The 15,076-nt window shown below is 44.0% G+C and carries 12 protein-coding genes; 10 read left to right on the forward strand and 2 right to left on the reverse strand.

The genetic code is table 11. From position 1 onward, the window contains the following. Positions 1-114: 114 nt before the first annotated feature. From DFR58_RS03630 to DFR58_RS03645, 4 genes are all read left to right on the forward strand, one after another. Positions 115-1,185: an N-acetylmuramoyl-L-alanine amidase gene (locus DFR58_RS03630; protein WP_114296446.1), complete on the forward strand. Its 1,071-nt coding sequence runs from the start codon at positions 115-117 to the stop codon at positions 1,183-1,185. Between the two features lie 434 nt (positions 1,186-1,619). Then, the gene (locus DFR58_RS03635; protein ID WP_114296447.1) at positions 1,620-2,108 is read left to right on the forward strand and encodes a DUF6323 family protein; all 489 of its coding nucleotides are present in this window, start codon (positions 1,620-1,622) and stop codon (positions 2,106-2,108) included. Then, a complete protein-coding gene (locus tag DFR58_RS03640) occupies positions 2,095-3,456 on the forward strand; it encodes a DUF6179 domain-containing protein (protein ID WP_114296448.1) in 1,362 nt (453 codons plus the stop codon). The genes DFR58_RS03635 and DFR58_RS03640 overlap by 14 nt, the downstream gene beginning before the upstream one ends. A 98-nt stretch (positions 3,457-3,554) precedes the next feature. Next, complete coding sequence (locus tag DFR58_RS03645) at positions 3,555-3,971, forward strand: DUF3842 family protein (protein ID WP_114296449.1); 417 nt, start codon at positions 3,555-3,557, stop codon at positions 3,969-3,971. A 45-nt stretch (positions 3,972-4,016) separates the two neighbouring features. Here DFR58_RS03645 and DFR58_RS03650 read toward each other — a convergent pair whose 3' ends face one another. Then, on the reverse strand, positions 4,017-4,229 hold the full coding sequence (locus DFR58_RS03650; RefSeq protein ID WP_114296450.1) for a hypothetical protein: 213 nt from the start codon (positions 4,227-4,229) through the stop codon (positions 4,017-4,019). Positions 4,230-4,362: 133 nt separating this feature from the next. Next, the gene (locus DFR58_RS03655) at positions 4,363-5,025 is read right to left on the reverse strand and encodes an HAD family hydrolase (RefSeq protein ID WP_114296451.1); all 663 of its coding nucleotides are present in this window, start codon (positions 5,023-5,025) and stop codon (positions 4,363-4,365) included. Positions 5,026-5,365: 340 nt separating this feature from the next. Between DFR58_RS03655 and DFR58_RS03660 the strand changes: the two genes are divergently transcribed. The 6 genes from DFR58_RS03660 to DFR58_RS03685 all read left to right on the forward strand — a co-directional run bounded on the left by DFR58_RS03660 (position 5,366) and on the right by DFR58_RS03685 (position 15,029). Further along, positions 5,366-7,357, forward strand: a complete 1,992-nt coding sequence (locus DFR58_RS03660; protein ID WP_114296452.1) for a methyl-accepting chemotaxis protein — start codon at positions 5,366-5,368, stop codon at positions 7,355-7,357. Between the two features lie 169 nt (positions 7,358-7,526). Next, complete coding sequence (locus tag DFR58_RS03665) at positions 7,527-9,905, forward strand: endonuclease MutS2 (protein WP_114296453.1); 2,379 nt, start codon at positions 7,527-7,529, stop codon at positions 9,903-9,905. 114 nt (positions 9,906-10,019) lie between these two features. Further along, positions 10,020-11,852 carry a translational GTPase TypA gene (gene typA / locus DFR58_RS03670; RefSeq protein ID WP_114296454.1) on the forward strand — a complete coding sequence of 611 codons (1,833 nt, stop codon included), beginning with the start codon at positions 10,020-10,022 and terminating at the stop codon, positions 11,850-11,852. A 25-nt stretch (positions 11,853-11,877) separates the two neighbouring features. After that, positions 11,878-13,011 (forward strand): endolytic transglycosylase MltG, encoded by a 1,134-nt coding sequence (gene mltG, locus DFR58_RS03675; RefSeq protein WP_114296455.1) that lies wholly within the window; start codon positions 11,878-11,880, stop codon positions 13,009-13,011. Positions 13,012-13,047: 36 nt separating this feature from the next. Continuing rightward, a complete protein-coding gene (locus DFR58_RS03680) occupies positions 13,048-13,695 on the forward strand; it encodes an O-methyltransferase (RefSeq protein WP_114296456.1) in 648 nt (215 codons plus the stop codon). Between the two features lie 104 nt (positions 13,696-13,799). After that, positions 13,800-15,029: a peptidase U32 family protein gene (locus DFR58_RS03685; protein ID WP_114296457.1), complete on the forward strand. Its 1,230-nt coding sequence runs from the start codon at positions 13,800-13,802 to the stop codon at positions 15,027-15,029. Positions 15,030-15,076: the final 47 nt, after the last annotated feature.

Raw genomic sequence — 15,076 nt, forward strand, 5'->3', positions numbered from 1 at the left:
ATCCCAAACGCGTCTTCAACATCAGTAATTATCGGCATGTAAAAAATTACATGAAGGATTCGGCTTCTTTTTATCGAAATATTATGTTAACCTGTTTGTGAATCCTTATTCGTAATGGACAGGATTACTGATATTTTTGGAGGTGATTTTTCGGCGGTGAAAACTAAGAGGTCATTTTTATTACTTATTGTGCTTTGCTTGCTGACCGCAGTATTATACCCCCAATTTACCGAAGCGGCGTCCACCTATTATAAATCAAGCGCGGTAATATTTGCAAACGGACAAAAGCTAAGCCTTGAAAGACAGCCTGTGAATGTCAACGGAAGGGTGCTTGTGCCTGCGAGGACTGTATTTTCAAAGCTGGGGGCAAGAATTGACTGGTATTCTTCGAACGGAAAGGTTCATGTGGTTACCGGCAATAAAAAAGTAGAATTGCAAATGGGAAGCAGCAGCATAAGCGTTAACGGCTTAAGCACAAAAATGGACACCTACCCCGTTCTTGTAAGCGGTACTGTTATGGTGCCCTTGAGGCAGGTGGCAGAAGCCCTTGGAGCAGAACTTAAAGTCAGCGGCTCCAACATAGACATAGTATTTCGTGGAGGGCCGCAGCAGGACGGCAAAATGCAGGGGTATAAAGTGGTTATAGACGCAGGTCATGGAGGCTCAAATCCCGGAGCGGTGGTTGGAAAAACTACCGAGGCGTCACTGAACCTGGATATAGCCAAGAGGCTTAACGGGCTTTTGACAAAAGAAGGAATAACAACGTACATGACAAGAGAAAAGAATGTCGATGTGGGGCTGTACGACAGATCAGGACTTGCGAACAAGGTGAATGCCGATCTGCTTATAAGCATACACAACAACACACATTCCAACACAAGTATTTCAGGAAGCATGAGCCTGTATTATCCCAGCAGCAGCAAAACAAACGGAAAGCTTACCTCAAAGGGCTTTGCGTCAATAGTACAGAATAAATTAACCGGTACGCTGGGTACGAAGGATTTAGGAATAATTGAGCGTACAAATCTGGCTGTCTTGAGGACGGCAAATATGCCTGCGGTTATAGCTGAGGTGGCATACATGACTAACAGCAAGGAGCTTGCAAAGCTGAATACCTCCGAGTACAGGCAGTCTGCGGCTCAAGCATTAAGGGATGCCATAATCGAGGCACTGAACAAAATATAAAAAATACTGAAGATAAATCCTGCGCAGAAACCTTTCTTAGGTGGTCTGCGCTTTTTTTTTAAATAAAACAATTGATTTTTAAATCAGAAGAGTGTATAATGTAAGGATATAAATATATTTAACAAAAATACATTAAATCACAAGTATATATTATCACAAAAATATATTTCTGTCAATAGGGGATTTTAATTATTTTTATTTTATACATTATATATGCAGCGATAAAGATTTTACATGGAGGATATAACTTAATGGAAGAAATTTTTTTGACCCGTAAGGAATACATCTAAGAAAAGCGCCTGATGACATACCCGTGAGACATTTCCCCGCAAGGCGTCTTTTCGTTGCTATTAAAAATTTCTGTAAGCAATTATATCCTCCATGTTTGTAAAATCTTTATCGCGTCCTATATAAATGCTTTGGAGGTGACCATCATGACGTTTGATTTAATGCTGTTTTCTGGCGGCCTATTGGAAAAACAGGCTGTTTCGGAAATAATAAAATGCAATGAAATTACACTGCGCTACGGATTAGTTTTATCGGAGCAGCAGGCAAGGGAGCTGGCAGAGACGCGGAAGGACTCTCTCAAGAGCAGCGGAAGGATAGAGTTTGGCGGAGGTGTTATAGATAAGCTCATCCTTGAGTTTTGCGATTCCCCTTATATCTTTCAGAGTAATTATACAGAGGTAATGCACGAGCTGATAGAAATATTTTATTACTACAAAAATGAAACGCTTGACCTGATGAGCGATGATGAGTTAATCAGCTTTATGAAAAGCTGCTTCGACGGGAAATGTCAGGGCTCACTTGATCTGCTGAAGATGAGGGAGCTTGAAAGAATGGCCCGCAATATAAGATTCGGCTATGATCCCGGGCATCGGGACGAAGAGGATGCGGAGGAGGATGAGGATGAGCAATATTGAGAGATCCCGCTTAATTAATGAGGAACTGCTGAGCGGAGAGTTCTATTTCCAGTCTCTGGTTGAGCAGGCCTTCCGGCAGGGACTTATTGACGATCGTGCTATGGAAGGCATTCAAATGCAGAGCATACGGCTTTTGGCCGAGAGGACGGAGCGATTCAACCAGGGTGACAGCAGCTCGGTAAAAATAGAGAAGGCACAGTCTATTATGATTTCCAATTTCTATACCATGAGCGTATATTTAAAATCTCTGCCCGATGCTGACGCGGCTGTTGCAGAGGTTACAAGCACACCCATTTCGGAAATATATAAGAAAGGAAGGAGAATGCTTGACATAAAGCTTCATTCCGCAAAGCATTTTTATTCCATTGTGTGCCGCAATAAAATACAGACACCCAATCATGATTACAATGCTACAATAGATGAAGGCATAAAGAGCTTTTTTTATACCTATGATACCGATTTTGCGGCGCATGAGATTATACCCGTTATTGATTATCCATTAAGCACTGCTGTTACAGATTTGGCGGGGCTTGAATACATACAGAGGTATCTTGGGAATTTACAGCTCGAAAACCTGTTCTGCTCAAGGTTTGATGCCGCTGCAATACACCGGGTTATGCTGGGATATGATACAGGCTACGGAGAGCTGCTGATTAACATTTATCAGCAGGTGCTGTCCGAGGCTTTGGGGTGTGCGCTTCTATGCAAGAATATTCAGGAGCTCTATATCTCACACTGTGATACACAAAAGCTGGAGCACCTTTTTGCTGGAAAATCCAAGGAAGAAATACATTGCCTTGTTTCGGACGCGGCTTTTGCTCTCTGCAGGACTTTAGGCATTACCAACGACGGTTTGCAAAAATATATCCTCGCGACCTTGCATGAGATATCGTCAAGAGTATATAACGCAGCCGGAAGCGGCGCTCTTTCAAGGGTGATTGTTATTCCACAGCAGCCGGACTGCAGTGAGCCTTTGCGTTATTCTGCGGGAGAAAAAATGGATGATGAGAAATACCGCGGGCTCATTGATGAAATACTGCAGTGCAGATATGCCCAAGACAAGCTTGAAATTATTAAAAATAATATAAGCTCGCTGGAGGATATTGAGGATGTACTTGTTGATGCGGAATTGGATGAAACCGAAGCCTTTGAGGTTTTAAAGCTGCTTGGAGAGGCAGAGCTTTCGGTATTGGCCGGGCGTCACCTATATGGCATGGAGGTTGGGGCAGCCGATTGCTCCGACAGGGAAAAAAGACTTCAGCAGTATTTGTCGGGCTATTTATCAGGACTGCCTTGTGAAATCCAGAAGGAGATTAAAAGGCTTGCAGGCAGAATAAAGGAGGTCTAGGCCAACTGGCCTAAGCCAATAATTACAATATATATTGATTATATAATAAAATATATTTATAATAGTGCGGAGAGGCTGCTTTTTTAAGGAGGGTCATAATGAAAATTGCTGTAATAGACGGTCAGGGAGGTGGAATAGGCAGGGCTGTTGTTGAAAAAATACGCAAGGTGCTGCCTCCCGAAACTCAGGTGATAGCACTTGGAACAAATGCGATGGCTACAATGGTGATGCTGAAGGCAGGTGCCAATGAAGGTGCTTCGGGAGAAAACGCCGTAATACATAATTCCACAAGGGCTGACATTATCATAGGGGCAGTGGGAATAATTGTGGCCAATTCAATGATGGGGGAGCTGACCCCCGGCATGGCAAGAGCGATAGCGGAGTCTCCCGCAAGGAAATACCTTATTCCCCTTAACAGATGCAATGTCGAAATAGTAGGGGTCAAAAGCGAGCCCTTGCCCTATTATATAGATGAAGCTGTTTCAATGGTGAAAAAGCACATTTTAGGTTTCTAAAACGTATTTGGGGCTTTTGGAATAGCCGGCCGGTGCATTTACCCGCTACTGGAGCATATAAAAAAAGCCCGAAAGGTTTTCGTGAAGCTCGTCAGGGTCTATCTTGCCTCTTTGGACATCCCTGTATATGTCGTTATAAACCGCATAGGCCCTCTCCATGTGCTGCTTTTGATCTAAGGAAAGCTGCGGGTTTCTTATAAATGCGTCTATATCGTCGATATATCCTTTTATTATCTCAATTTTCTGCTGGTCTGTCATAAGCCAATTCCTCCAAAAATAATTGTTATTAATATTTTAACCCGCGCACGACATAATTATCATGCAAAACATGACAATTATAGGATGTATAAAATAAATATGAAGAGAGAGGAAGACAGGGGTGAGTATTTCATCACATGCGCATGGAGGATTTTACAATGTCTGCAAGCTGCTGCGGTGACATTATATGGAAGTCGGGAGAGTGTTTAAGAATATCGGGTTTTGGGAAAATAGTCCAGTCAACAACAACCGTTTTTATACCAGCGTTTTTACCGCACAATATATCATACGGGCTGTCTCCTACCATAAGAGCCTCATCCGCCGTACCCTTCAGTGCTTCCAGAGCTTTAAGCGCAGGCTCGGGATGGGGCTTGTTGTTTTTTATGTCATAGGCGCTTATAATTACGTCAATAAACTGCTCCATGCCGAAGCGCTTAAGGCCGTGCTCTATCCCTCCGCGGCCCTTTGCGGAAACTACCGCTGTTTTGCAGCCCAGCTCCCGAAGGCTGTTAAGCATTTGCCGGATGCCGGGGAATTCATATATCATGCTGTCCTGCCGTGACTTATAAAACTCCTTATAAAAAAGAACCATTTCTTCATACTGTGAGGGTGATAAAAGCCTCATCTGATCGTCTAGGTATTTTCCCAGAATGGAATTCAGTTCGGCGTCCGAAAGTTCTCTTCCGAGAAATGTTTTGCAGGTTTCCCGTAAAGCAAGTATAATTAGCTCGTTTGTATCGACCAGTGTACCGTCAAAATCAAAAAGAATATATTTATAAGAGCTGCCGTTAAGCATTTAGCAAATCACCTCCAGGCTTATTATAGCACAAATACCGATTGATATAGAAGCATTATGTGCTATGCTCTTTGTCACTTGCCAGTATTTTTTGATTTAATCTAAATTTTTATATCATCTCTGCCGATATGTTAAATAGTCGCAAATGCAGTAATAGAAAGGTTTTAAAAAAATACAAATTCTATATTTGAGCAAAGGTCTAAAATTTTTTAATGTAAGTGATTATCAGGATTTACATATTTTTCGGCTGCAACGTTTATGCAATATATAATAAACCTGCAATTTCAGTAAAGTTTAAGAAAATAAACACAAAAAATTCTATTTCGGGAGGAACTATTGTATGCAGCTATTACACACAATAAGATTTAGATTACTGGTTTTTATGCTATGTGTCACACTCATCCCTCTTATCAGTCTTGCCGTATTCCAACTGTACAGGTACCATTCAAGCGTATACCTAAACGTTATAGAAAATGGGACAAACATAGCCGACATATGCTCCATACAAATGGATACATGGGTAAAATCCAGAGCGGAGCAGCTGCAAGGAATATTTAAAGAAAATCCGCAGTTTGAAAGCATGGATAAGGATGAAATAGGCAAGGTTTTAAAGGTAGTTAAGGACAGTGACCCTGAAATACTGGTGTTTACCCTAATGGATGATAAAGGTATATCAAGTGACGGAATAGACGCTTCGACATCCGACCTTTTCGCTAAGCCCAGAGATACAAAAGAATTATTTATATCAGAGCCAACAATAAATGAAAATTCCAACAACAGGGCAAATATTGCACTAGCACTGCCTATGTACTATGGTAATTATTTTAAAGGAGTATTATTCAGCGGCACATATCTGGATGAAATGAAAAATATGCTGGGACAAGTAAAATTTGGTGAGACAGGAAGAGTAACTGTTTTAAGTTCCAAAGGAAATATTATTTTTAATGAGGATGACGCTCTGGGAGGTAAAAATTATAGAGATGTCTATGAAAAAAGCCCTGATATGCTGAAAAAGTTAGAAGATATTGTATATAAAGAAGAGTCAGGTGACATTTCGTACATAGACACATCAGGAAGGAAAATGCTGACGGTGTTTTCTACAGTTTCATCTACCGGGTGGAAGGTATTGGTGGAAGAGCCTTATGAAGAGGCATATTCAGACCTTCACAGCACAAGGATGATGGTTATAATTTTAATCTCTGCAGTTGTGTGTGTGTTAATTGTACTTTCTGTGCTTGTGGCAAAAAGCGTGTCAAAGCCAATCAGGGCTGCTTCCGAGCATATGGATGAAATTGCAAAAGCTGATTTCACAAAAAGTGTATCTCAAAGCTCTCTTAAAAGGCAGGATGAAATAGGGGCTCTGTCAAGATCCTTGGATGTTCAGATTAAAACGTTTCGGTCTCTTTTACACAATGTAATTGCTGAAACAAGCGAGGTAATGAATAATGTCTCGAGTTCGTCACAGCATTTGAGTGAGTTGGCAGCTCAAATTGAGGAGGTATCTGCAACTACAGAGGAAATGTCTGCCAGTATGGAGGAGACTGCCGCCTCCACGCAGGAAATGAGTGCCACCTCTGAGGAAATAGAGGCTGCTGTCGGCTCAATAGCCATGAAATCAAAAAACGGCTCTAAAATTGTAGATGAAATAGGCAGACGGGCAGAGGAACTGAAAGGAAATGCCGTTATAGCCCAGAAATCTACTGAGGATGTCTGTAGAGAGATTGAGCATGATATGAGGGAGTCTATTAAAAAATCAAAGGCTGTGGAGGAGATAGGTGTGCTGACAGCCTCCATTCTGGAAATCACATCACAAACCAACCTGCTTGCTCTAAATGCTGCAATAGAAGCAGCAAGGGCGGGCGAGGCAGGCAAAGGGTTTGCTGTAGTTGCAGAGGAAATTCGCAAACTGGCCGATGATTCCAAGAATATAGCCGGCAAGATCCAGAGCTTTACCAATATTCTTATCGGATCGGTTGAGGAATTAGCCGGCAGCTCGGAAAAGGCATTGTCATTTATTGATACAACAGTGATAAAGGGCTACAGGGATATGGTGGAAATCGGAGAGCAATATTCAAAGGATGCCGAGTATATAAGAGAGCTTATTAATGATTTCAGCCTTACCTCAGAAAACCTGTCTTCATCAATGGAGATTATGGTAAATTCTATAAGCAGTGTAACCAATGCCAATAATGAGGAAGCTGCCGGAATACAAAGCATTGCAGAAAAAGCATCGGATGTAATGCAAAAAACAAACGTAATACTTTCTTTGGTAAAGGATATGGAGGAGAATTCAAAGAGGCTTTCCCAAACTGTGGACAGGTTTAAAATATAGTTCGTTACCGCAATTCCATAATGCTTTCAAAGAAAATCCGTGTCCTAATGGGCGGGGATTTTTCTTTTTTGCCTTCGGGTTGATATAGAAGCATTATGTGCTATAATTATTAAGAATAGGAATAATAATCGGTAAGCAGTATTGCTAAACAAGAAAGGTAACCCTATCTATGAATGAAAGGACAATTAAAATACTGGAGTTTGACAAAATAGTGGATCAGCTTGCGGGAATGGCGGCATCGGGCATGGGAAAGGAAATTGCCCTTGCGCTTTTGCCCTGTCAAACTCTTACGAAGGTTCAGCAGCTTTTAAACGAGACAAGCGATGCGGTAAGCTTTATTGTGAGAAAAGGGAGTCCTCCTTTAGGAGGTATTCATGATATACGGGCAAGTCTTAAAAGGGCTGAAGTGGGGGCCGTGCTCTCGCCGGGTGAGCTTTTGAAGATTGCTGATGTTTTAAGGGCAAGCAGAAATCTTAAGGCGTATGGCTCAGGAGATGTGCAGCTTAAAGAAGAAAACGCCGTGAATTCTCTCATTTCCTGTCTTGCGACAAACAGGAGAATAGAGGACAGAATAAGCATTGCAATTGTGAGTGAGGAGGAAATTTCCGACTCGGCAAGCCCTGCTTTAGGCAGCATAAGGAGACAAATAAGGGATGCCCAGAACTCTATAAAGGATAAGCTGAACGACATAATAAGATCCTCAAGGTATCAGAAATTCATGCAGGAATCCATTGTCACCATGAGAGGCGACAGGTACGTGGTTCCCGTAAAGCAGGAGCACAGGAGCGAGATACAGGGGCTTGTGCATGACTCCTCCTCAAGCGGAGCCACACTGTTTATTGAGCCTATTGCCGTTGTGGAGGCCAACAATAATATTAAGCAGCTTAAGGTCAAGGAGCAGGCCGAAATAGAGAGAATACTCTATGAGCTGACGGCGGAGGTTTCGGAAATCCTGCCCGAGCTTAGCGCAAACGTATCTATTCTAGCCAAGCTGGACTTTATTTTTGCAAAGGCAAAGCTGAGCGTTAATTACAAATGTGTCTGTCCCGCTCTGAACAGCCGGGGGAGAGTGACTATAAAAAAGGGAAGGCATCCCCTTTTAGATCCCCGGACGGTGGTTCCGGTGGATTTTTGGATAGGCGATAGCTTCAGGACTCTGGTTATTACCGGGCCGAATACAGGAGGAAAGACAGTCAGCCTTAAAACGGTGGGGCTGTTTACGCTTATGGCTCAGGCCGGGCTTCATATCCCCGCAAATGAAGGCACGGAGATAAATGTTTTTGACAGCGTTTTTGCGGATATAGGAGATGAGCAGAGCATAGAGCAGAGCCTCAGCACCTTTTCGTCACACATGAAGAATATTGTAAATATACTTGGAGAAGCTTCGGGAAATTCACTTGTGCTGTTCGATGAGCTTGGTGCCGGAACAGACCCCGCGGAGGGAGCGGCGCTTGCCATGTCAATACTTGAGTGTCTCCATCAGGCGGGCTGTATCTCTATTGCCACCACGCACTACAGCGAGCTTAAAATTTATGCCATGTCCACCAATGGAGTGGAAAACGCGTGCTGTGAGTTTGATGTAAGGACACTGAGGCCGACATATAAGCTGCTGATAGGAGTGCCGGGCAAAAGCAACGCCTTTGCCATATCAAGCAGGCTGGGGCTTTCTGAGGATATAATACAGAGGGCAAAGGAATTCCTTACGCAGGAGGACATCAAGTTTGAAGACCTTCTTATGAGTATTGAAGGCAATAGAACAAGAACAGAGGAAGAAAGAATAAAGGCTGAGAGCTACAGGCTTGAAATAGAAGGGCTTAAAAACCAGCTTGAGGAGCAGAAAAAAAGGCTCGACTCCCAGAAGGACAAAGTTCTCAGAGAGGCAAAGGAGAGTGCAAGACGCATACTTGTGGATGCCAAAAGGGAAGCGGGAGAAATACTTTCAGAGCTTAAAAGGATAGAGACGGAGCGCCAGAATGCAGAAAGGGAGAAGGAGGTAGAGAATCTAAAGACACGGCTTAAAAATAAAATAAATAAAATTGAGGATTCCCTTACCGAAACGCTAATACCCAAGCAGGGCTATGCCAAGCCCCCAAAAAATCTTAAGCCGGGGGACAGCGTGCTTATAATAAGCCTTAACCAAAAGGGCACGGTGGTAAATCCTCCCGGCAATGACGGAGAGGCTCTTATACAGGCGGGTATAATGAAAATAAATGTCCATGTGACCAACCTAAGGCTGATGGATGAACAGAAGCTGCAGCCCTCCTCGGTAGGGATGGCAAAAATAGGGGTGTCTAAGTCAAAAACAATTGCTCCCGAAATTGATCTTAGGGGAATGACTATGGATGAGGCGGAGGAAATAGTGGACAAATACTTAGATGATGCCGCCATAGCGGGACTGCATGAGGTTACGGTGATACATGGAAAGGGTACGGGGGCATTGAGAAGCGGAATACACCGATTTTTAAAATCCCACGGGCATGTGGAGGCATACAGGCTGGGCAAGTATGGTGAAGGTGAGACTGGAGTTACTGTTGTGGCACTGAAATAAAGTGTTTGACAATGCTCCGCGCATAAATTAGAATGTTTATTGTTCCGGCAGCTTAAGCTTTGTTGTCGGGACTTAATATAAAAAGCAGCTTTATGAGATTAAAGGAGAGTTTTTGTGAAAAATATTAGACAGGATATAAGGAATATAGCAATAATTGCCCATGTAGATCACGGCAAAACTACATTGGTTGACGGGATGCTCAGGCAGAGCGGTATTTTCAGAGAGAACGAGCAGGTTCAGGAGAGAGTAATGGACTCCAATGACTTGGAGAGGGAAAGAGGTATTACTATTCTTTCCAAAAACACTGCTGTCAATTACGACGGAATAAAAATAAATATAGTGGATACCCCCGGCCACGCCGATTTTGGGGGAGAGGTGGAGCGCGTGCTTAAAATGGTCGACGGGGTTTTGCTCCTTGTGGATGCCTTTGAGGGCCCCATGCCGCAGACCAGATTCGTGCTCAAGAAAGCTTTGGAGCTGGATTTAAAGCCCATTGTGGTGGTTAATAAGATAGACAGGCCCGAGGCAAGGCCTGATGAGGTTGTGGATGATGTTCTGGAGCTTTTTATTGAGCTTGGAGCGGATGACGATCAATTGGAGTTCCCGGTAATATACGCGTCCTCAAGGGAAGGGTTTGCTGTTTGCGACCTGTATGGAGAGAGAGTGGACTTAAAGCCTCTGTTTGAAACCATAATAGAAAAGGTGCCGTCTCCTGAAGGCGACGAAGAACAGCCGCTTCAGCTCCTTGTTTCCAATATAGACTATGACGAGTATGTTGGAAGAATAGCCATAGGACGTATAGAGAGGGGTAAAATAAAGTCGGGCCAGCAGGCCATTATCTGCAGGAAGGACGGAAGCCTTCAGAATATAAAAATAGTAAAGCTGTATAAGTTTGAGGGACTTAAGAGGGCCGAAGCTTCCGATGCAAAGCTGGGAGATATAGTATCGGTATCGGGTGTCGGGGATATAACCATAGGGGAGACAATCTGCGATGTCGGCACCCCGGAGCCTCTTCCGTTTGTCGACATAGACGAGCCGACAATATCAATGAATTTTATTGTAAATAACAGCCCTTTTGCGGGGCGCGAAGGCAGCTTTGTAACGTCAAGACACTTAAGAGACAGACTGTTTAAGGAGCTTGAAACAAACGTAAGCTTAAGGGTGGAGGAGACTGACGCCGCGGACTCGTTTAAGGTGTCGGGAAGAGGAGAGCTCCACCTGTCCATACTCATAGAGACAATGAGACGGCAGGGCTATGAATTTCAGGTATCCAAGCCCACCGTTATTATGAAGATCGTTGACGGGGAGGAGCACGAGCCTGTTGAATACCTCACAATAGATGTGCCGGAGGAATTCATGGGTGTTGTAATGGAAAAGCTGGGAACGAGAAAGGCAGAGATGGTGAATATGCATTCCGCCAATCAGGGATACATGAGGCTTGAATTTAAGATTCCGGCAAGGGGGCTTATAGGCTATCGTTCGGAGTTTTTGACCGATACAAAGGGAAATGGAATAATGAATCACGTATTCGACAGCTTTGAGTCGTATAAGGGAGAAATATCTTCAAGACAAAGGGGCTCAATGATTGCGTGGGAGCAGGGGGAAGCGGTTACCTATGGGCTTTACAATGCTCAGGAGAGAGGCACGCTGTTTATTGATGCCGGAGTCAAGGTATATGAGGGAATGATTGTAGGTGAAAATGCCAGAAGTGAGGATATAGTGGTTAACGTGTGCAAGAAAAAGCATGTTACAAACATGAGGGCATCGGGGTCAGATGAGGCTTTGAGGCTGACAACCCCTACAATTCTGAGTTTGGAGCAGGCTTTGGAGTTTATTACCGATGATGAACTAGTTGAAATAACACCCAAGAGCATAAGGCTGAGAAAAAAGATTCTCGACACTGAGATGAGGGCTAAGCAGGGGTCTAAGGCAAAAAAAGGACTTTGATTTAAATCGGCGGGGTGAGTATGGCATGAGCGAAGATGCCTCGGAAAAGGACGGAAGATATAGTGTGAGAAATAAGATCTTTTTAAGATTGTCGGTATTTGTGCTTATTGTGCTTTTAACGGCGGCAAGCTGCATGTTTTCATATAAATATGTTATGAAAAATGTAATAAGGAACGAGCAGGCAGCCATAAGCATTCTGCCGGAGGATGAGGTTCATATAAGCATACCAAGGGGCTCCGGCACGGGACATATAGCCGATATTCTTAAAGAAAACAAGATAATAAGCAGCACCGGGATGTTTAAGCTCATCTCAAAAATTAATGGCTTTGACGGAGCCTATAGATCGGGAGAGCATATTGTCAGCCCTAAGCTGGGATATGTTGAAATAATGGCTGTTTTAACGGGCGATCCCCTCCCTGATCCCGGTATGAAGGTTACCATTCCCGAGGGCTATAATTACAAGCAGCTTGTTAAGCTTTTAAGCGAGAAAGGGCTTATTGATGAGAATGAGTTTGCAAGGGTAGTGCACAGCGAAGAGCTTGGCTTTGACTTTTTAAAGGATATACCAAAGGACAGGGAGCACCGCCTTGAAGGGTATTTGTTCCCCGAAACGTATGAGTTTGAAGCTAAGGACGGCAGGGAAAAGGAAATAATAAATAAGATGCTGGAGCAGTTCGGGAAGGTTTTTACAGCAAAGCAGCGTGACAGGGCTAAAGAGCTGGGAATGAGTACCGACGAGATAATAACTCTTGCTTCGATTATCGAGAGAGAGGCAAGGGTGTCGGGGGAGCGGGCAAGAATATCGGGAGTTTTTTACAACAGGCTAAAGAGCAAGGATAAGACGCTCAGAAGACTTCAGTCCTGTGCTACAATACAGTATATACTTTACAGCCAAACGGGAAAGATAAAGGATGTAATACTTAATGAGGATACCGAAATTGACAGCCCGTATAACACGTATATACATGAGGGGCTTCCTCCGGGGCCAATATGCAGCCCGGGAGAGGAATCAATAATGGCGGCTCTTTATCCTGAAGACCACAGCTATATGTTTTTTGTTGCAAAAGAGGACGGAAGCGGAGAGCATTTCTTCTCAAAGACCTATAATGAGCACCTTAGCGCACAGGCAAAGGCTCAAAGGACGTTAAAGAGCAGATGACGGTATGGATTTTAATGATTGGAGAAGCTGCCGGCTATGATTTGCTATGACTATATCAACGATTATATACGGAAAACAATAAGAGCTAATGAGGGAATTCTGGCTGAGCTTGAAGCTTTTGCGAGGGAGAACCACGTACCCATAGTACATCCTGAGGTTGCGCGCCTGATTACAGTACTCGGCAGAATGGCAAAGCCCCGCAGAGTGCTTGAGGTAGGTACTGCCATAGGCTACTCCGCCATACTGTTTTCAAGCATACTGGCGCCGGACGGAAAAATTGACACCATAGACAGGTATGAGCTTATGCTGAACCGGGCAAGGGACAACATAAGCAGGGCGGGGCTTGGTGAGGTCATTAACATAATACAGGGAGACGCGCTGGAGGTATTAAGCTGTCTTGACAAAAGCTATGATATCATATTTCTGGATGCTGCCAAAGGCCAATACTGTGAATTTTTGCCACACTGCATTCGAATGCTGAGTGAAGGAGGGCTTATAATATCCGACAACGTGCTGTATAAGGGTATGGTAGCCAGTGACTGCCTTGTTGTAAGGCGCAAAAAGACCATTGTAAAAAGGATGAGGAGTTATCTCAACGCGATTTGCACGGATGAGAGACTGGACACCAGCATAATCCCCATAGGGGACGGAGTGGCATTATCGTATAAGGTAGGGGGAGGCTAAGGTACGGGGACACACCTCTCCGAAAGAGGTACGGGGACACACCTCTCCTGCGTCGAGGAATGTCCCCGAATGTCCCCGGAATGTCCCCATTTTAGGAGGAAATGATGAAGAAGGTTGAGCTGCTTGCACCTGCGGGAAATCTTGAGAAATTGAAAATGGCTATAGCATATGGAGCGGATGCGGTATATGTTGGAGGAGAAGAGTACGGCCTCAGGGCGTCTGCCGGCAATTTCGCCGGGGAGGACATGAAAAAAGGTATTGAATTCGCTCACGCAAGGGGCAAAAAGGTTTACCTTACCATGAACATCATACCCCACAATACCGATCTGGAGGGCATGGGAGAATATGCCGAGGCGGTGTCCGCCATGGGAATTGACGCAATAATACTGTCCGATCCCGGTGTATATTCCATCGTTAAGGAAGCAGTACCGGAGATGGAGATACACTTAAGCACGCAGGCAAACAACACCAACTGGAGAAGCGCGAGGTTCTGGCATGAGCATGGTGTGAAGAGAATTGTAGTGGCGCGGGAGCTTTCACTGAAGGAAATACGGGAGATAAGAGAAAAAGTGGACGACAGTCTGGAACTGGAGCTGTTTGTACATGGCGCAATGTGTATTTCCTATTCGGGAAGATGCCTTCTAAGCAGCTATATGACAGGCCGTGACTCCAACAGAGGTCTGTGCGCGCACCCTTGCAGATGGAAATACCATCTGGTTGAGGAGAAAAGGCCCGGGGAGTATATGCCTGTGGTGGAAAATGAAAGAGGAACGTTTATATATAATTCAAAGGATCTCTGTATGATTGAGCATATACCCGAGATGATAAGCTCGGGCGCTTGCAGCTTTAAAATAGAGGGCCGCATGAAAAGCTCATATTATGTAGCAACTGTAGTGAAAGCTTACCGTCAGGCTATAGACAGGTATTATGAAAATCCCGAGGGCTACAGCTTCGACCGCTTCTGGGCTGAGGAAATCTCAAAGGCCAGTCACAGAGAGTATTCCACAGGATTTTATTTTGGAAGGCCTATGGAAGGCGGACAGATCTACCATACAAGCTCGTATATAAGGGAGTATGATTTTGTCGGGCTGGTAAAGGCTTATGACAGTAATACGGGTATTGCTACGGTAGAGCAAAGAAACCGTATGCAGTCGGGAGAGGAAATAGAGGTTGAGACTCCCGAAGGAAGATATTTTAACCACATAATAGCGGGGATGAAAAATGAAGACAATGAGGATATTGATTCTGCTCCCCACCCTCAAATGACTGTTTATATGCCCATTGACAGAGAAATTCCGGAATATACTATTTTAAGAAGAAAATCAAAGCAATAAGAGATTTTATGAATAAACAGGCCCCTTTCATGGCAGACTTAGAAAAT

Source organism: Anaerobacterium chartisolvens (assembly GCF_003337415.1).
GTDB classification, from domain to species: domain Bacteria; phylum Bacillota; class Clostridia; order Acetivibrionales; family DSM-27016; genus Anaerobacterium; species Anaerobacterium chartisolvens.